Here is an 18,749-nt window from a genome sequence, read left to right as displayed (position 1 = left end):
AACAAACAAGAAACTAGTCTGAAACGAGGAAATTATATGGAGAAAACTATCAAAAACAAGCCCAATAAGCTAAAAATCGCTTCAAAAGCTTTGATGATTATTATTGGGGCATTTATTACAGCGTACGGATTAGAAGCTGTCTTAATTCCAAATAACGTATCCGACGGTGGTGTAACTGGTTTAAGTATCGTTAGTTCAAGATTATTTGGATTGCCATTAGGGGCTCTAATCGCAGTTATTAACATTCCTTTCGTTTGGTTAGGATATAAGCAAATCGGTAAAAGCTTTGCAATTTATTCCATTATCGGGATTGCTTCATTAGCAATAGGTACTGTTGTCATGCACGGAATACCAACTATTATTGAAGGCGATACATTATTAGTTACAGTTGTTGGTGGTATTATTATCGGTTTTGGTATGGGACTAGCATTACGTAATGGCGGAGCATTAGATGGAATCGATATGCTAGCTGTATTACTTTCTCGCAAGTTACCTTTTGGAACGAGTGACCTTATTTTATTCTTAAACATGTTCGTGTTTATTTTCGTATCAACAGTATTCGGTCTTCAAGGAGCTATTCTTTCGGCAATTGCTTACTTTATTGCTTCGAAAGTGATTCATATCGTTGAAGTTGGTTTAAGTGGTTCGAAAACATTTAAAATTATCACAAAAGAGCCTGAATTAATGGTAGAAACAATTCGCGATCGTTTAGGCCGAAGCGCAACGTATAACGAAGTATACGGTGGTTATTCAAGAGAGAAATTCAAAGAAATTTCTTGTGTAATTAACCGTTTAGAAGAAAGTAAAATGAAAGATCTTATTAATGAAATCGATCCAAATGCCTTTATTACAGTTTATGACGTAGCAGAAGTAAAAGGCGGTAATTTCAAGAAACGTGATATTCATTAATCGTTATGAAAAACGAGGCTGTGCCAACATTTTGGCACAGCCTCGTTTTATTATTAAGTTGCTATCGTTGTCAGTTTTTGTCGGTAAGTCGATATATTTCAATAAGCGCTGATATATTTGGAGTTGTGGTCGATATATTCCAATAAGCGCTGATATATTTGGAGTTGCGGTCGATATATTCCAATAAGCGCTGATATATTTTTACTCGCCCCACCGGCTCCCTCGTTTAATCCACTCTACATACTTTTGAAAAACCGGCACTTCTTGTTGAAAACGAAGCGGAACATATAGAAAAAGAGTACATGTACATAGTATCCATAGAATACCTACTACAAAGTGAAATTTCATCGTTGTGCTAATAAACAAACTTAAGAATAATACGAGGAACATAATTACACTAAATCTTTTATACATAGTCATAATAATCTCCTCCTTATAACTTCATTGTACCAGCTATAAGGAATTAATTTCCACGACAAAAAAAAGACCAAAAAGCAATTTACACTTTTCGGTCTCTATACTATCTTCTCTTCGTAATTTTCCCAGAACCACCGACCCTCGTTTTCGGAGGAGATGTATTCCTTGGCGGGGTTTTAATAGATGATTTCGGCTTCACATCTGATCCGCTTGAACCACCTGGTGTTTTTGTAATTTTCCCTTTGCTTCCGGTAGAAGGTGGAGGCGTCGTATTATTTCCTTTTTCAGTAATACTTCCCTTATCACCTACTGATGACTTCGAATCTACATTATCGCCTCGCTTAATGATAGATCCTTTCCCTTCCTTCGTAATTGGAGGCGGGGTTTTCTTTTCTTCTTTCGTAGGTGGCCTTTCCGGAATAACTGGTTTATGATTTTGTCTGTCATTATATCCTCGATAATCACCAGATGATGATTTTTTTGAACCGAATATATCGTTTAATATACTCCCCATAATATACCCTTGCAAGAAGGATGGTTGGTAATTTTGACGGACAAACTCTTTATTACTTATTTCAATTAACGTATCAGACGGTTTCTCTTTATCCTTTTGCAGATTATAAATCTTATCAGAATAAACGAGGAACATTTGATTTTCGTCTTCTTTAGATGCTTGCTTCGGTTCTCTTTCATTAATGAGTTCCTTTGCTACTTCAGGAACAGACCGATTGGCGGCCCTATACACGTAAGATTCTTGTTTACCTTCCTTTGCAACAGACTCGAGTGGATAACGGTCTTGAATCGACTTCGTCTGCCCGCCTTGACAGCCTGATAAAGCATAACCGGCAACAACAAGTAAAATAACGATAGCAAGTATAGGGATCACGAACGATTTAATCATGGTAAACAATCGGTTTGACATGATTACGCCCCCTTACGTTGCTCTTATAATTTGTACATCAGCAGGAATGATTGCTTCTCCCTCATACATCATTGTGCGACCATTTTGCCATTCAATACGTAATAATTTTCGGTTATCAGATTGAAATTCCCATACGTACTGTTCTTCTGAAGCAGCGAATGGTGTTTTCCCCATTACAACAACACGTCCGTTATATTGCTCTTCCATATGATACTCAGTATCATCCATTTCAATTGTCGTCGGGACTTCATCAATTGAATCTAAACGACCATCAATTGGTGTATATAATTTATAATACGTATTTTCACGATCTTCAATTTTCAAATAACGAATATCTTTCCCATCTTGCAGTGTTAAAACAATTTCCTTACGAGAATGCATGCTCGTTTTTCCAGTTAATTCGTACATAACTAATGAAACTTCAATCATATCGCCAGGAGCTAACGTTAAAAGACTCTTTTCCGGCTTCAGCGGCTCTGGACTTTTCATTATATTTTTAATTCGTTTAAATAAGCTCACAATCTACCCCTCCTTTTCTCTTTATAAACAAGCCCCTAAAATAAGTGCGCCAACAATATGTAATGATCCAGCTAACATCGCATGCGCAACGCTGCCTTCTTTCGTACCTTCTTCTAAATCTAAACCAGACATTTTCTTTAGCACAAATTCAATAAACATTTCTACCACTAATAAAATAACGAAAGAAACTGCTGAAGCAAGTAGTGCTTGCCATAAGTCATTTGCTTTCGTTATTGATTGAGATAAAATGTAACCTTGTGCGAATAATTTCATGACAAAACGAGTTGTTACAGCTGTATTCCCATTTTTTATTTCTTTTAAATCATTGTATTTTGTAAAAATTGAATCAACCCACATAATTGCAAATAAAAGTACTGCACTCGCTCCAGTCCATACGAGCATGGCTACTATATTCATCCATGTCATTGCAAAACCTCCTCTAAATATAAAGTGAAACTTTAATCAGTGGGGCATTTTCCATCCCCTACTGATTATTGGCTCCTACCAACCTCTCTGCTTTCACGAAATGTTGAGGCGGGAGTCTTACTACCGTCAAATAGCGGGGGAATAGAAAACCGACATGAATTTGTTTAGACATGTCGGTTCATTTGTCTCTATTCTATATTATTTCTCATACTGCTTCATAATACGAGCTAATTCATCGTCAACAGCAGAATTTTTGTTTAAGCTTGCGAATTCATCATCTAATGACTTTTCTTTTTTGTAAACTTCACCGCTTGCTTCTGCTTCAGCTTCTAATTGAAGAGCTTTCTCTTCCATACGGCTTAAACCAGCTTTCGCTGAATTTGAATCAAACCCAGACATCGCCTGATTAATATTCTTTTGTGCTTTCGCTGCATTTACACGTGCTACAAGTGTTTCACGTTTATTTTTCAGCTCTGTTAATTGCTTACGCATTTCTTCTAACTTCGCACGAAGATTATCAGCAGCTGCTTTATTTTGCTCATAGCTTGCTTTATACTCATTCATTTTTTGCTCTGCATTTTGTTTTTCTTCTAGTGCACGGCGCGCAAGATCTAAGTTACTAGCTTGAACAGCCATATGAGCTTGATCTTCACGCTTTTTCACAAGTGCTTCTTGTTCTTCAAATAATAATTTGAACTTTTTCTCAAGCGCGATTTGAGCTGCTACACTTTTCTCAGCTTCTTGTACATCCGCTTGCATATCGCGTAAATATTGATCCGTCATCTTAACTGGATCTTCCGCTTTTTCAATTAATGAATACACATTTGACATTGTTAAATCTCGTAATCGTTTAAATACAGACATCCAAATTCCTCCTATGATATACCTCATATTTCAAATTCACTACTTGGAAAACTTAAAAATCTCCCTTTACAGTAAAGAATATTCATTTTTACAGCCTATGTGTTTATTATAACAAAACTAATATGTCCTTACATGTTATTTCCAAAATATAACCAATATAATATGACATTTCAGATATAATATTGTATTTCTAATATATTATATTTCTAATATATTATAATTAAAATCCTCAAAAATTGACTTATTTTTATTTACTTTCACTAAATTACATTATTGTAATGTTACTGTAAGCTAATTCGATAGTTACGTTCCGATATTTCTTATACACTAATACCAGAAGCAACAAACAAGCTTCTCAAAATGTAAGAACTAATACAAAAACTGTATTTACTATAAAACATATGACAAGGAGAAATCATCATGAAAAAATTAGTAGGAATCGGATTAGCAGCAGCAATTTCATTCGGAGCATTATCAGGTTGTTCTTTATTAGGAGAGAAAGCGAACGGTTTAGTATTATACGGATCAGAAGAGCAAGTTCAAAAAATTACAGATCAAAATAAGAAAGAAGTAAAAGAAAAAGACTTCTATAAAATGAAAATGACAACATTAGAGGGTAAAAAAGTACTTGTAATGGATAAGAAAACTGGTGATGAACTTGTTAAGAAAGAATTACTTAAAAAAGTCAGCAAAAATGATGATACAAAGGCAATCGATAAATTACCAGCTGTAACAACAGAACAAGGTGTATTATTCGCAAAAAACAAAGTTGAAAATGCTACAATTGATGGCGCGAAATTAAAATATGAAGGCAATACAATTATCGGTGATGGCCGTTCTTATGCAGACATGTTTGCTATCGTTGATGATGCAACATATGTAAATGTAAAAGGTGAAGAAAAATCTGTAGGTATTTTGAAATTTGATAAAGACCCAAGCAAAGAGCTACCTGGAGCAAATGGAGTAGAAGCTTCTCAACTTGTAAAAATTAAAAAGTAAAACAAAAAAAGCCTTGCGAAATTCGCAAAGCTTTTTTCTATTTATTATGAGCAATTTGCTCCATATCCGGACTACAGGTTTGCGACTGACATGACTTATTTAAAGAACATGCTGCGCATTTTCCTTTTTTACTTCGCTTTGCGAAATTAACTAACGTATATGCTGCATAACCAAAAATGATAGCTCCAATTATAATATTGACCATCATCATACATCTCCTTTTAGAATCCGAGTAAAGATCCAACTTGGTATATAATAAGCGTTAATACATAAGCAACTACGAGCGGATAAACGACTGAGAAAATCGTCCATTTCGCTGATCCTGTTTCACGTTTAATAACAGCTACTGTCGCTAAGCACGGAACGTATAATAAAATAAAGAACATAAATGCATACGCTGATAATGCTGTATAATGTGCTCCCATTACGTTTCCAAGCACATCTTCTTTAACCGCATAAATAATCGCCATTGTAGAAACGACAACTTCTTTCGCTAAAAAACCTGTTAAAAGGGATGCTGCAGCTTGCCACGTTCCAAAGCCTAGCGGTGCAAATAGCGGTGCGATAAATCCACCAATCATCGCTAAGTAACTGTCTCCCATATCAACACCAAATCCTGATGGACCTGCATAATTTAATAGCCAAATGACAACCGAGCCACCAAAGATGAATGTACCTGCTTTACGAACAAACCCTTTCCCTTTTTCCCATGTGCTAAGCCATAACGTTTTCGCTTGTGGCACACGGTAAGGCGGTAATTCAATGACGAAAATAGATTTTTCTGCTTTTAAAATAGTAAGAGACATAATTTTTGTAACTAATAACGCAAGGACAATCCCTGCAACGTATAAAGAGAACACAACAGTTGCCTGACTATGAGGGAAGAACACTCCCGCAAATAATGCATATACAGGTAAACGTGCTGAACAAGACATAAATGGTGTTACTAAAATTGTAAGTAAACGCTCTTTTTCCTGTTCAATCGTTCTCGCTGCCATAATACCTGGAACGTTACAGCCAAAACCGATAATCATCGGAATAAAAGCTTTACCGTTTAAGCCGAAGAACTCCATAATTCTATCCATTACAACTGCAATTCGCGCCATATATCCTGAGTCTTCTAATAATGAAATGAAAAAGAATAGTGCAAAGATTTGTGGCACAAATACTAACACAGCACCAACACCGGCAATAATACCTTCTGTAACGAGTGCTTGAATAAAATCAGAAGCTCCAATACTTGTAAGTCCAGCCGTCACCCAATCCGTAAGCTGGCCACCAAAAAACTCATCTAACATATCCGATAAAGGTGTACCAATCCAAGTAAACGTAACCTGAAAAATAAAAAACATAACTGCTAAAAAGATTGGAAGTCCTAAAATTTTATGTGTAATTAATCTATCAATTTTTTCTGAAAAAGGAATTTTTCCTTCTTTCTCATGCTTCATAACATTTGTTTTTAACTTTTCAATATACGCTTCACGAGTTTTGTAAATGTGCTCTTCTAACGTACAATCAAGTTTTCCTTCTAAGCGAGATCGAATGGCTATGAGTTCCTTATAAATTGGTAATGCTTTCATTTCTTTTTCTACTACTTCGTTATTGCTTAAAAATTGAAGTGCTAGCCATCTCGGATGCTCGTAATTCACTGTCTCTAAAAGAGCAATTACTTCTCCAATTCCTTCATCCATTTGTACACCATATGAAATAAGGAATGGTTTTTTCTCTTTTTTGTCATTTTCTTTAAGAGTCGCAAGTAGTTCTTCACAGCCTTTTCCACTTCTTGCAACGACAGGAACGACTGTTACACCTAATAGTTCTGATAATCGTTTTACATCGATCACAATTCCTCTTTGCTTCGCCACATCAACCATATTTAAACCGATTGAAACTGGCTTGCCAAATTCGAGCAACTGCAACGTTAAATGCATATTTCGTTCAAACTGCGAGGAATCTACGATATTTAACATATGATTAAATTCTTCTGTTAATAGAAAGTTTGTTACAACACCTTCATCACGTGAAACTGGATTTAAATCATAAACACCTGGTAAATCAATTAATGTTCCTTGTCTATCTTTTAATTTACCAACCTTCTTTTCTACTGTTACACCGCTCCAGTTTCCTACATACTCATAAGAACCAGTAAGTGCATTAAATAATGATGTCTTCCCTGTATTCGGATTCCCTAGCAAAGCTACCTTATTCACGCTAATTCCACCTTTATCATTTTCGCGTCACAATGACGAATACTAATTAACTGTCCACGACACTCCAATGTACAAGGACCTTTAAACATCGCTTTCTGTTTCAGGCGAAGTTCGCTTCCTTCAGCAAGACCGAAAGCAGCTAGTCTACGCTTTAATAGCTGATCTAAAGACTGAATACTTTTTACTAACACTTTCTCTCCAATTTTAATATCTACTAAGCTCATAACCTTCCCCCTCAGAAGAGAATGATAATTATTTTCAAAAAAATTATACCACACCCAATTTCTCTTGTACTATACCCTTTTACTTCATATTTATTAACATTTCGCTACAATTCTATTTCAATTATTGTCATACTGTATTCGTTTGCCATTCTCATCCATTTCGCTTACAATAAACAATAGCAAATAAAGAATCTCGTTATCACTGGGGGAGCCATGCCGCTGAGAGGGAACACTTCGTTCCGACCCTTCGAACCTGTTAGTTAATGCTAACGCAGGGATTGTGCAAACGTCCGAAATACATACCTCATTTTTATTTACGTATTTCGTATCCTCCTATGATATCTATTCTTTTTTGTACAACTTGGATTTAGGGGGAGACAACATGCGTAACACTAATTTACAAGCGATGATCGAATCTGCTATTCTTGCAGCCTTCGCCATGGTCATCGACATTTTACCATTATCAATTAAACTTCCAACAGGCGGTTCTATCTCATTCGCTATGATTCCTATTTTTATTATTGCTTACCGCTGGGGCTTTAAATCAGCTTTCTTAGGTGGTTTAGTTTGGGGACTATTACAAATTGTCGTAGGTGATGCCTACATTTTAACACCAGTTCAAGCATTCATTGAGTACTTCATTGCCTTTGCTTTTATCGGATTTTCCGGGTTATTCTATCGTCCAATTCAAAATGCACTTTTAGCATCTAATGCGAATGGCAACGAACAATCAAACTTAAGTAGCCATAAAGATAAACCTTCATCAAAACAAAACCAAGGAAAGAAAGTAATTGGATTCATTATCGTTGCTACATTTATCGGTAGTCTAGCTCGTTACTTCTGTCACTTTATTGCCGGTATTATTTTCTGGGGACAATATGCACCGAAAGGTCAATCAGCTGTGCTATATTCATTAATCGTAAATGGCAGCACAATGCTTGGTTCTTTTATTCTATGTACAGTTTTACTTATATTTTTATTTATCACTTCACCACGCTTATTCAAAAGCATCAATGCTTATCAAATAAATGCAAACAAAAAGGGCGCTTAACTAGCGCCCTTTTTTATATCAAAATTCTCAATGAGTAATATCAATAATAAATACAATAAATGCACAAAGAAAAATAAATACCATCACACCTAGTAAATTGCTATTCATGGCTAATCTACTCCTTACATAACCTCTTTTTCTAACAAGATTATATCTCTTAAAAATAAAGATTAGGTAAAGATAATATGAAAATAACTTAAAAAAAAGCGTAGCATGTATGATCTACGCTTTTTTCAGTAAGTAGAAGTAAAATAACACACCATCTTCTGTATTCTTTACCCCATATTCAGCTTCGTGTAGTTCTAAAATATTCTTTGAAATGGCAAGCCCAAGCCCCGTTCCACCTTGTGAACGATGACGCGCTGCATCCACGCGATAAAAACGATCCCAAATTTTATCTAATTGCTCCTCTTCAATGTGAGTACCTTTATTTTCAATGCACACTTTTATACGATCCTTCTCATCTATTGTAGAAATAATAATATCCTCTTTATTTGGTGTATAACGTATGGCATTCGTAATGAAGTTCACGATAACTTGTTCAATTCTATTTTGATTCCCCATCACTTCTGCTGGACATATATGTTTGTGCACACTCAGTTCTTTTTTCTCTATCTCCGATGAAAGCTGTTCACATATTTCTTCAATCACCCCATCTATATAGAAAGAATCCATCTTCATGTTATATGTGCCAGACTCAAATTTAGCTAATTCAAGCATATCCAAAATTAGTATATCCATCTTGTCTACTTCTTTTTCCATCGCCTGAAAATAGTAGTCTTTCTTATGTTCAGCTACCCCATCTTTTAAAATGGAAATACAGCTTTTCATAATACTCAGCGGCGTTTTTAATTCATGCGAAACACCTGCAATAAATTCTTTCCTTGTGTTTTCTAACTTTCTTTCTTTTTCAATATCTTGTTCTAACTGTCCAATATGTGAATGTAGTTTATTAGATAGTGTATTAATATTTTGCGATAAATCACCGATTTCATCTTTTGAAGTAATCGGGATTTTTTCTGTAAAGTCTAAATGTGCTATTTTCTTCGTTGTATCATTTATTTTTAATAACGGTTTTGCGATTTGTTTTGAGTAATAGAACGAAGCTAGAAATATAAGAACGACTACAAACGCAACAATGTAAATGTAATAATCTTGCACCATTTGCACAGCCTCATCGACAGGCTGTAAAGAAGCCATCGCGTATATGTATGTCACCGATCCATCTTTTTCTTTTATTGGTTTGATTAATAATTTATATTTTATATCATTTTTTTCATAGTCCATTGTTTGTGTTGCATATTGTATGTGCTTGCTTTCTTTTAATAATAAATCCGTTTGAAATTCTTTTATGTTATCCAAGAATATACTATTTTTATAAATTGGATTCACAGGACCTTTTACATCTGGGAACTGTACTTTTGTAACACGTCCTTCTATGTAAAAGCCTAATTCCTGAGCAGCTTCTTCCTGAACAGCTGGTTTCTTTTCCTTAACAAGTTGCTCCCCAGCTGCTCTCCTTTTCTCCTCATCTAATTTAATTTTCTCCTGAAACGCTTTTTCTAATGGCTTATTAGATCCATTTAAATTTTGCTTACTTAACATGAAAGAGAATGGAATAAAACTATCTTCTTGTTTCATCCCAGAAACAGACATTGTTTGTCCTAAAAACTGATCTGATGATTTATTATCAATCTCCTCTATATTGACGAGATTGTATAAGGGAATCTTGAATATTTGTTGTCCAAACTCCTTTTGTTTCCTACGGTCTATCGTTACCTCAAAATAAAAATCATCCACATGTTTTAAATTCCCATTCTGATCTAATGTCGTAATCCACGTATTATTTTCTCTAAAAAAGTCTTGCTCCAGTTTCTGAATTCCTTCTGCATTTCCTGCGTAATTTAAATAATTCTTTTCAAAGGAATTTAAATTCACTTTAATATCTTCTACTTTTCGATTCGCATAATATTGTTTGAAAAATATCGTTTGTCCAATAAATATCGTCGCTAAAATTAACATACATAATGCTGTTGTGAGAGTAAATAATTTTAGTACAATCCCTTTTCTCATACATTCCCCTCAAATTTATATCCAGTTCGTACTACAGTTGTAATGTACTTTGCTTTCTCTCCTAATTTATTTCGCAAATTACGAATATGGCTATTAACTGTTCGATCATCGCCAGCAAATTCGTATCCCCAAATTCTTGAAATTAATTGTTCCCTTGTTAGTACAATCCCTTGGTTTTTCATGAAATACACCAATATTTCAAACTCCGTATGCGTTAAACTAACATCTACCTCATCAACAGTAACAGTACGTGATGGAAAATGAACGTGGATACCATGAATTGATAACGTATCATCTTCATTCTCTAAAGGTTTCTTCGATGCTTTTCTACTTTCTAATAATCGTTTCGCCCTTGCTAATAAAATTGGTGGACTGTACGGCTTCGTCACATAGTCATCTGCTCCAAGTTCAAAACCAAGTAACGTATCATCTTCATCTACGCGCGCCGTCAACATAATAATAGGCACCTCGGACGTCTTCCGAATTCTTCGGCAAACAGACCATCCATCGAGTTCCGGCAACATAATATCTAAAATAACTAAATCAACCTCTTCTTCTTCAAATACAACTAAAGCTTCTTTCCCGTCCCTTGCTTCAAACACTACATATTGTTCACTTAAAAAATAGTCCTTTAATATTTCACGTAATATATCTTCATCTTCAACAATTAAAATGTTTTTTGACATAACGTATGTATCCCCCTCTCGCCTTCAGAAACTATAATTTTATTTTGAATAACTAGCAGTTAACTTCGCCTCGATAATATATCTATCCGGTGCATCTCCTATATAATCAAATGGGTAACAAGTTGTCAGTGTTAATAGTGGTTCTTCTTTTTTTATAATAACAGTACGATCATCCGCATGGGTAATCCACATCTTTTGGATTTCATATGTGTAAGTTTTATTATCATACTCTAAAATAAGAGTATCCTTTTCTTTCAACTCTCCTAAATCTGTAAATACAGTATCCCGGTGCCCACTTAATACAGTATGTCCCCCTCCAGATGGCGTTGTCGTTAAATCACTAACAAACATACCAACTCCTTTTTTCAGCGTTACATCATTTGCTCCCCAATATATAGAAAACTTCTTCTTTATTTTCGGTATATTTAACATTGCTACCTTTTCTCCTTCTTTATGTTCTGTTTGAGAAGAAGGCACTTGAGAAGTTACAGGTGTTTCATGAGAAAGTTGAGTATCTTGTATATTTTTAAGATTCTTTATTTCTTCTTTCGTTAATTGTTGCGCAGAGCTTTTTCCTTTATACCATTCCACAGCGTAATATGATCCCATGAATAGCCCTATGGCCATCAATATGATACCGATATAATTGAGTAACTTCATGTTTCATCCCTCCATGCAAAAAATGGTAGGAATAACCTACCATTTTTAATATGTGAAATTATCCCATTCTTTATAGGACAATATTTTATTTACGCCTTAACTTTATTACGACGATTCAAACCAAATAATGTACCTACCGCTACAAGACATGCGCTTAATCCCATCATTGCTACATTATTAGATGCTGTATTTGGTAATTTTTCACCTTGTACAACTGGCTTTGCTACTTCTTTTTTTACCGCACCATTTTTTTGTTGTACTTGTGCTGCCTCTTTTTTTGCCATATCATTTTTCAAATGTTCTTGCGCTATTCTCTTTTTCTCTTCTTCACTTTTTTGCTGTTCCTTAATTGCGGCTTCTTTTTTAGCCATATCACTTTTTTCTTGTACTTGCGCCGCTTGCTTTTTCTCTGCATCACTCTTTTGCTGTATCTTAATTGCTTCTTCTTTTTTAGCTTTATCTTGTTGCACTTGCGCTGCTTCTTCCTTTGTTACTGTTCCAGTATCCGCACTTGCTACTGAAGAATATCCTACTGTTAAAAGTGCCATTGCACAGATCGGTAATAGTTTCTTTTTCATTTTATCGCTCTCCTCTTATACGTTTTACATCACTTCGCATCGGATGTATCACTAGAATAAACAAGAGAGATAAATATAAGATGCAGATGAAATATATTTGATTTAAAGATTTCATTGTAAAAAATAAAAAAACATCGCAATATATACGATGTTTTTTGGGTGCGTGTCTCAATATTTACATGTTACTTTCGCGTGTTTCAGAAGTAGAATGGGCCGGAGCGATAACTAATTGTCTCGGCTCAGTTTTCTTGAAGTGATTTTTGACGTTACACTTACGACGTTGAACAACCCACGCTTTAATAGGATTTGTTAAAATAATCTTTTGCTCTTCGTTAGGGGCCTCTTCTTCCAATCTACAACTTTCGCTCCATTTACGCCATTTCATTGTAAATTGCGAAGAAGAATGATCGTCTTTACGATCAAACAAGTGCAAAAAATCCATTTCTCCAGCTAGCATTACGGTGTTACTAGTCGCTAAAAAAGAAAAGGTTGTCCAACGTTTCTCCATGCCCTCCTACTCCTTCTTCACATATAGAGTGCCTAAAACTTAATTTACCTAAAATATGCTTGCCTTTTACCTTACACCCTTAGTTTATCCAAAATACTATTATGCAACTATCGATTTGTCTTACAACTACCTTACAGTTTTGTAAGAAACGAAAAAACCTTCACTATATATACGTGAAGGTTTCTTAATTCTTATCTATATGATTTTTCATATTATCAAGTCCAGCTTCTTTGAGCTGTGATATCATACCGTGGGAAATTGCGCCTAATACTAAAGTCATTCCAATTAGTGAAATGCGAATTGCAGGTACATCAATTATGTAAGCCAACATACCAAGAACAATTGTTAAAAGCAATGCTTTTATAAATGTTACACTTGTATACTGTTTCTTTTTCATCATAATCACCCTTTGTGGAAGCGTTTTCTCAATGTAATCAGTATATCATATCATCTGACTATTTTGTGGGGATTTTTGTAAAAACCTTATGTCTTCTTTGACTTTTTTCTTTCTATCCTTTACAGTCGAAATGTTCACAAGTTTTACACTGTAGGAGGATTCAAATGAAAATTGAAATAAAAGACACTTTAATTTCTGAAGAACAATTACAAGCAAAAGTAAAAGAACTAGCACTTCAAATCGAGCGTGACTTTGAAGGAGAAGAAATCGTAGTTATCGCCGTATTAAAAGGTTCATTCGTATTTGCTGCTGATTTAATTCGTCACATTAAAAACGAAGTAACAATCGACTTTATCTCTGCATCTAGCTACGGAAATCAAACAGAAACAACTGGAAAAGTAAAACTATTAAAAGATATCGATGTAAACATTACTGGAAAAAACGTAATTGTCGTAGAAGACATTATCGATTCTGGTTTAACACTTCACTTCTTAAAAGATCACTTCTTCATGCACAAACCAAAAGCATTGAAATTCTGTACGTTACTTGATAAACCTGAACGCCGTAAAGTGGACTTAAAAGCTGAATATGTTGGCTTCCAAATTCCAGACGAATTTATCGTTGGCTACGGCATCGACTGCGCAGAAAAATATCGTAACTTACCATTTATCGCTTCAGTTGTAACGGAATAATAAAATAAACTTCCATCAATTACTGATGGAAGTTTATTTTCTATCACAATTCGTAAAAGACAAAGGGAGAGAATAAAAATGACAAAGACAAAATTTGAAAAGGTACTCCTCATCGTAAATCCAAAAGCTGGACAAGGCGACTTACATACAAATTTGGCGAAAATCGTACCACCTCTTGCGGCAAATTTTCCTGACTTACGTATCCTTCATACGAAAAAACAAGGCGATGCAACAAAATATTGTCAGGAGTTTGCTAGTAAAGTAGATTTAATTATCGTCTTTGGCGGTGACGGAACTGTATTTGAATGCACAAACGGCTTAGCCTCTCTTGAAACTAGACCTACACTTGCAATTATTCCAGGCGGAACTTGCAACGACTTCTCTCGCACACTTGGTGTTCCGCAAAACATTGCAGAAGCGGCAAAACTTATCACAAAGGAACACGTAAAACCAGTTGACGTTGCAAAAGCAAATGGACAACATTTCTTAAACTTTTGGGGCATTGGTCTCGTATCTGAAGTATCAAACAATATCGATGCAGAAGAAAAAGCAAAACTTGGAAAAATCGGCTACTACTTAAGCACAATTCGAACTGTAAAAAATGCTGAAACATTCCCAGTTAAAATCACTTACGACGGACAAGTATATGAAGATGAAGCTGTTCTTGTTATGGTTGGAAACGGTGAATATCTTGGTGGTATTCCCTCCTTTATTCCGAACGTAAAATGTGATGACGGTACACTTGATATTTTCGTAGTTAAGTCAACAGGCATTCAAGCGTTTAAAGATTATATCGGAAAGAAACTATTTGAAGACTCAAATGAAAATGATATTTTCCATGTAAAGGCGAAATCCATTCATATTGAAACAGAAGAAGAAAAAGAAGTAGATACAGATGGCGAAAGTTCACTTCATACACCGTGTCATATTGAATTGTTGCAAGGGCACTTTACGATGATTTATAATCCTGCAGTTGTATAATCAATAATTAATTATACTTTAATAATTACTAAACTTCGCATTTTTGCAAAAAATACAGTATAATTAATAAGTAAAAGGTTGTTAACAAAAAATGTTAACAACCTTTTTATTTTTTCAAAAAAACTTTTCACTTTAGAGGAGCGATCACATGTATTGGAGAAAAAATGATAAGCCTGTAGAAGATCCCGAAGCGATAGCTGTATGGGAATGCACGGCAGAAGACTGCCGTGGATGGATGCGTAAAAATTTTTCATTAGAAGAAAAACCAAAATGTCCATTATGCAAAAATGATATGAATAGTAGCGAGCGTTTATTACAAAAGCTCTAACTCCTGCTTTTCTCCACTTTAAATATTAGAATAAAGGATTATCTTTCTCCTTATCTACAAGATGCATTTCCTATATGTGAATCGAAAGAAAATAGATAATAGCGTAGAACATTGAAACAGAAAAGAGATGGTTTTTCCATCTCTTTTCTGTTTCAAATTCCCCTTATTAAACCCTAGTTATGCACACCTCATTTTAGCTAATAAAGAACGAAAGAGAACATAATTTTCACTATGTTCTCTTTCGTTTCCCGGAAAACTTTATCATTATTTTCATTTACTAACAATCCGAAAATAAGCACGAACCGTCAACAAATAATAACCAATATAAATAACGCTATACACGCCAATGCTAATTACCAACGGGACTGCGATTTCATACGGAATAACTGTCGCTAATCCTTTCAGCGCAAATAAAGTGTGTACTATACCAAGTACTAAAGGAGTGAAGAAGATAAATCTCATTTGTTTTGCGATTGCCTTTTTCATTTCTTTTTTCGTAACACCGAGTTTTCGAAGAACGATGTACCGTTCACGGTCTGCATGTGCTTCTGTTAATTGTTTGAAGTAAATGATAGATCCTGTTGCAAGTAAAAATACAAGTCCTAAGAACATACCACTAAACATCATTAAACCTGATATTTCAATACCATCACGGAAAATAGTATAGAAATCACTGAATTGTTCTCTTCCTTCTGCATCTTCTTCCAGTATTACTTTCTTTAATTTCTCTGTTAACACTTTACTATTTCTTTCATCTTTTACATCAATATTTTTCACAGTATGAGCTCCAATTGCCTTCTTCGCTTGCTCATACACTTCATCCGGAACGACAACTAGAAGTTCATATAAGTTTGTAATATTTTTTGCTTGTACATCTTTCACTTGTACTGGTGCTACTTCTCCAATTGGGAAGATAGCTTCTCGATTTTTATATACGCCACTATCCCTCTTCCCTTCACTGTACATGCCATCAAATGCATACGCTTCTGTCTTCTTTAAAGACACAGTTTCTTCATTTAAATACTTTGCAATTTTATTAAATGCTGACTGTGCGATAATTTCAGTTGTTCTTGCATGTAAACTATCTTTATTTGAAATATTATCACCGTATTCACCTATCACTTTTACTGTCTCTAACTCATATTGATGAATGACTTCATTCTTTTCTTCTTTTAAAATCTCATTCACTTTACGATCCACATGATTATCTTTCACTTCATATGAATAACTAACTGGCTTATATTTTTTTGCTTGCATGTATGTGTTGTAATACATCGTAACAGAAGTTCCAACCGCCGTTAACGTTACTGCGCTTAATACTGCAATCGTCGCTAACGATTTCGCATTTCCTTTAATGCGGTATAGTAACTGAGATGTCGTCACAATTTGCATTCCGTTATAGAATGAAGATTTTTTGTTTCGCACTCTTTTTAATACAAAGACTGTAAAGAACATAAATAATAAATATGTTCCAAGTACTGTTGCTAATAAAATGTAAAGAGCAAGTGGCATAAAGTTATCACTGTTTGCATTTTTAATAGCCGTTACTGATAAGAAATACCCTGATCCAATTAATAATATAGAAATGATAGCCATTACTTTAGAACCTTTTGGCATGACTTCGCCTTCGTTATCTGCACGGAATAGCTCAATTAACTTAAATTGATAAATAACGCGGTACCCTTTAAACGATGTGTATAAAATAATGAAACAAAAAATAACTGCTGTATCTATAACCGCTCCAATCGGTACTTCAAAGTGAACTTTTACACCTAACTCCATCATATTTACAAGTAAATTCAGGAATCCTTTTGAAAGTAAACTACCTATTATAATTCCGATTACTAACGATAATAACCCCATTAACATGTTTTCATAAAAAAGCATTTTACCTATTTCTTTCTTTCGAATACCAAGTAAAGAATAAAGACCTATTTCTTTCTTACGTTTTCGTGTAAAGAAACCATTCGAATATATAATAAATATCGCAACGAAAATAATGAGCATTACACTTGCAAGCTGGAATCCTCGTTCGATGTTATCTCCAGCTTCACTTATTTGTGAATTGTATTGCAGCGCCTTAAATGTAAAATAAATGACGATGCTAAAAATCATAGACGCAAAGTATATAAAATAATCTTTAAAATTTCGTTTTATATTACGAAGCGCAATGCTAGATAAGCTCATTTATAGCACCTCCAGAAATTGAAGACATCACATCAATAATTTGTTGGAGGAATTGTTTGCGTGTCATATCCCCGCGGTGTAATTCTTTGTATAACTTGCCATCTTTAATAAATACAACACGTTTACAATAACTTGCCGCAAATGCATCATGCGTTACCATTAAAATTGTTACACGATCTTTTTCGTTTAATGTTTTCATGCTTTCTAATAAATCTGTCGCTGACTTTGAATCAAGTGCACCCGTTGGCTCATCCCCAAAAATCATACTTGGATTTGTTACAATCGCTCTTGATGCTGCACAGCGCTGTTTTTGTCCACCTGATGCTTCATACTGATATTGATTTAAAATATGATCTATTCCAAACTTCTTCGCAATCGTCTCGACTCGTAATTCTACTTCTTTCGCCTTCACTTTTGATAAAGCGAGTGGCAGTGCAATATTTTCTCGTACTGTTAACGTATCTAACAAGTTATAATCTTGAAAAATGAATCCTAAATGATTACGACGAAATAGCGCCAATTCATCATCATTCATCTTCACAATATCTTTTCCATCAATTAAAATCTCACCTTTTGAAGCTGTATCAATGGTAGAAAGGGCATTTAAAAGTGTCGTCTTACCAGAACCAGACGGTCCCATAATACCGGCAAACTCTCCTTCTTTTACCTGTAAATGAATATCTTTCAACGCTTCAAACGTATTCCCGCCTGTATCATATATTTTCGAAATCCCTTTCGCTTCTAACATTGTTTTCATCTATCTGTACCTCCTGTTATGATTCTTGATGTTCTCTTTAAGCAACAGAATTCAGTATAGATATATTTTCTTAACAAATAGTGACGGGGTTTCTTAAGGTTTTCTTAAAAAGAAAAATCCAAAGCCGTAACAACCAACTTTGGATTTACTATTATTAAAATATTAAATTACACTTCGAACAAAAAGGAGCAGAATTCCCTTTTCTAATTTTCGCATCACATTTTGGACAATATACATATCGCTCTTCTATCTTTTGCCGCTCTATCATATGTAAGGATACTATTCTCAAACTACACATAACCCCAATTAATATAAGGCTCACAATGAGTAGCATACCTCTCACTCCCCCTTTATATATTAC

23 protein-coding genes and 1 riboswitch are annotated in these 18,749 nt (G+C 34.7%); of the genes, 6 read left to right on the top strand and 17 right to left on the bottom strand.

Annotated elements, in window-relative coordinates:
* Positions 1–36: 36 nt before the first annotated feature.
* Complete coding sequence (locus tag JDS81_RS20485; RefSeq protein WP_000415908.1) at positions 37–909, top strand: YitT family protein; 873 nt, start codon at positions 37–39, stop codon at positions 907–909.
* A 201-nt stretch (positions 910–1,110) separates the two neighbouring features.
* Here the strand turns inward: JDS81_RS20485 and JDS81_RS20480 are convergent, their stop codons facing one another.
* From JDS81_RS20480 to JDS81_RS20460, 5 genes are all read right to left on the bottom strand, one after another.
* The gene (locus JDS81_RS20480) at positions 1,111–1,329 is read right to left on the bottom strand and encodes a hypothetical protein (RefSeq protein ID WP_000180099.1); all 219 of its coding nucleotides are present in this window, start codon (positions 1,327–1,329) and stop codon (positions 1,111–1,113) included.
* 100 nt (positions 1,330–1,429) lie between these two features.
* A complete protein-coding gene (locus JDS81_RS20475; RefSeq protein ID WP_000071184.1) occupies positions 1,430–2,248 on the bottom strand; it encodes a DUF4247 domain-containing protein in 819 nt (272 codons plus the stop codon).
* Positions 2,249–2,260: 12 nt separating this feature from the next.
* On the bottom strand, positions 2,261–2,767 hold the full coding sequence (locus tag JDS81_RS20470; protein ID WP_000051741.1) for a DUF4178 domain-containing protein: 507 nt from the start codon (positions 2,765–2,767) through the stop codon (positions 2,261–2,263).
* A 21-nt stretch (positions 2,768–2,788) separates the two neighbouring features.
* Positions 2,789–3,193 (bottom strand): DUF350 domain-containing protein, encoded by a 405-nt coding sequence (locus tag JDS81_RS20465; RefSeq protein ID WP_097953542.1) that lies wholly within the window; start codon positions 3,191–3,193, stop codon positions 2,789–2,791.
* 198 nt (positions 3,194–3,391) lie between these two features.
* A complete protein-coding gene (locus tag JDS81_RS20460) occupies positions 3,392–4,057 on the bottom strand; it encodes a PspA/IM30 family protein (RefSeq protein WP_000110292.1) in 666 nt (221 codons plus the stop codon).
* Positions 4,058–4,477: 420 nt separating this feature from the next.
* On the opposite strand from JDS81_RS20460, the gene JDS81_RS20455 reads away from it, so the two are divergent.
* Entirely contained in the window at positions 4,478–5,056 is a 579-nt protein-coding gene (locus JDS81_RS20455; protein WP_000737493.1) for a lipoprotein BA_5634 family protein, read from the top strand.
* Positions 5,057–5,093: 37 nt separating this feature from the next.
* Here JDS81_RS20455 and JDS81_RS20450 read toward each other — a convergent pair whose 3' ends face one another.
* The 3 genes from JDS81_RS20450 to JDS81_RS20440 are packed head-to-tail and all read right to left on the bottom strand — an operon-like array spanning position 5,094 to position 7,490.
* A complete protein-coding gene (locus JDS81_RS20450; RefSeq protein WP_000989588.1) occupies positions 5,094–5,264 on the bottom strand; it encodes a FeoB-associated Cys-rich membrane protein in 171 nt (56 codons plus the stop codon).
* A 13-nt stretch (positions 5,265–5,277) separates the two neighbouring features.
* Positions 5,278–7,266, bottom strand: coding sequence for a ferrous iron transport protein B (feoB, locus tag JDS81_RS20445; RefSeq protein WP_097953543.1), 1,989 nt, complete (start codon positions 7,264–7,266; stop codon positions 5,278–5,280).
* Positions 7,263–7,490: a FeoA family protein gene (locus JDS81_RS20440; RefSeq protein WP_000060512.1), complete on the bottom strand. Its 228-nt coding sequence runs from the start codon at positions 7,488–7,490 to the stop codon at positions 7,263–7,265. The genes feoB and JDS81_RS20440 overlap by 4 nt, the downstream gene beginning before the upstream one ends.
* A gap of 194 nt (positions 7,491–7,684) precedes the next feature.
* Positions 7,685–7,786: riboswitch (TPP riboswitch) on the top strand.
* Between the two features lie 86 nt (positions 7,787–7,872).
* Between JDS81_RS20440 and thiT the strand changes: the two genes are divergently transcribed.
* A complete protein-coding gene (gene thiT, locus JDS81_RS20435; protein ID WP_001246603.1) occupies positions 7,873–8,541 on the top strand; it encodes an energy-coupled thiamine transporter ThiT in 669 nt (222 codons plus the stop codon).
* Between the two features lie 222 nt (positions 8,542–8,763).
* Here thiT and JDS81_RS20430 read toward each other — a convergent pair whose 3' ends face one another.
* From JDS81_RS20430 to JDS81_RS20405, 6 genes are all read right to left on the bottom strand, one after another.
* A complete protein-coding gene (locus JDS81_RS20430) occupies positions 8,764–10,614 on the bottom strand; it encodes a sensor histidine kinase (protein WP_097953544.1) in 1,851 nt (616 codons plus the stop codon).
* Positions 10,611–11,300: a response regulator transcription factor gene (locus tag JDS81_RS20425; RefSeq protein WP_000041849.1), complete on the bottom strand. Its 690-nt coding sequence runs from the start codon at positions 11,298–11,300 to the stop codon at positions 10,611–10,613. Before JDS81_RS20425 ends, JDS81_RS20430 begins: the two co-directional genes overlap by 4 nt.
* A gap of 39 nt (positions 11,301–11,339) precedes the next feature.
* Positions 11,340–11,960: a class D sortase gene (locus tag JDS81_RS20420; protein ID WP_097953545.1), complete on the bottom strand. Its 621-nt coding sequence runs from the start codon at positions 11,958–11,960 to the stop codon at positions 11,340–11,342.
* Positions 11,961–12,049: 89 nt separating this feature from the next.
* Positions 12,050–12,538 (bottom strand): LPXTG cell wall anchor domain-containing protein, encoded by a 489-nt coding sequence (locus JDS81_RS20415; RefSeq protein ID WP_097953546.1) that lies wholly within the window; start codon positions 12,536–12,538, stop codon positions 12,050–12,052.
* Between the two features lie 175 nt (positions 12,539–12,713).
* A complete protein-coding gene (locus JDS81_RS20410; protein ID WP_000415607.1) occupies positions 12,714–13,046 on the bottom strand; it encodes a hypothetical protein in 333 nt (110 codons plus the stop codon).
* A 184-nt stretch (positions 13,047–13,230) separates the two neighbouring features.
* The gene (locus JDS81_RS20405) at positions 13,231–13,446 is read right to left on the bottom strand and encodes a hypothetical protein (RefSeq protein WP_002039823.1); all 216 of its coding nucleotides are present in this window, start codon (positions 13,444–13,446) and stop codon (positions 13,231–13,233) included.
* Positions 13,447–13,607: 161 nt separating this feature from the next.
* Here JDS81_RS20405 and hpt point away from each other — a divergent pair, with 161 nt between their 5' ends.
* The 3 genes from hpt (at position 13,608) to JDS81_RS20390 (ending at position 15,444) form a co-directional block, all read left to right on the top strand.
* Positions 13,608–14,135 carry a hypoxanthine phosphoribosyltransferase gene (gene hpt / locus JDS81_RS20400; RefSeq protein WP_000687583.1) on the top strand — a complete coding sequence of 176 codons (528 nt, stop codon included), beginning with the start codon at positions 13,608–13,610 and terminating at the stop codon, positions 14,133–14,135.
* 78 nt (positions 14,136–14,213) lie between these two features.
* Complete coding sequence (locus JDS81_RS20395; protein ID WP_097953547.1) at positions 14,214–15,116, top strand: diacylglycerol/lipid kinase family protein; 903 nt, start codon at positions 14,214–14,216, stop codon at positions 15,114–15,116.
* A 148-nt stretch (positions 15,117–15,264) separates the two neighbouring features.
* The gene (locus JDS81_RS20390; protein ID WP_097953548.1) at positions 15,265–15,444 is read left to right on the top strand and encodes a cold-inducible protein YdjO-related protein; all 180 of its coding nucleotides are present in this window, start codon (positions 15,265–15,267) and stop codon (positions 15,442–15,444) included.
* Positions 15,445–15,714: 270 nt separating this feature from the next.
* Here the strand turns inward: JDS81_RS20390 and JDS81_RS20385 are convergent, their stop codons facing one another.
* The 3 genes from JDS81_RS20385 to JDS81_RS20375 all read right to left on the bottom strand — a co-directional run bounded on the left by JDS81_RS20385 (position 15,715) and on the right by JDS81_RS20375 (position 18,722).
* On the bottom strand, positions 15,715–17,631 hold the full coding sequence (locus JDS81_RS20385) for an ABC transporter permease (protein WP_097953549.1): 1,917 nt from the start codon (positions 17,629–17,631) through the stop codon (positions 15,715–15,717).
* A complete protein-coding gene (locus tag JDS81_RS20380) occupies positions 17,618–18,388 on the bottom strand; it encodes an ABC transporter ATP-binding protein (RefSeq protein WP_097953550.1) in 771 nt (256 codons plus the stop codon). Before JDS81_RS20380 ends, JDS81_RS20385 begins: the two co-directional genes overlap by 14 nt.
* 154 nt (positions 18,389–18,542) lie before the next feature.
* A complete protein-coding gene (locus JDS81_RS20375; protein WP_097953551.1) occupies positions 18,543–18,722 on the bottom strand; it encodes a hypothetical protein in 180 nt (59 codons plus the stop codon).
* Positions 18,723–18,749 lie beyond the last annotated feature (27 nt).

The sequence above is a fragment of the Bacillus cereus group sp. N31 genome, assembly GCF_016483245.1.
Taxonomy (GTDB): Bacteria; Bacillota; Bacilli; order Bacillales; family Bacillaceae_G; genus Bacillus_A; species Bacillus_A toyonensis.
The sequence above is the reverse complement of the archived record's forward strand: the minus strand, read 5'-3'. Positions and strand labels throughout refer to the sequence as shown.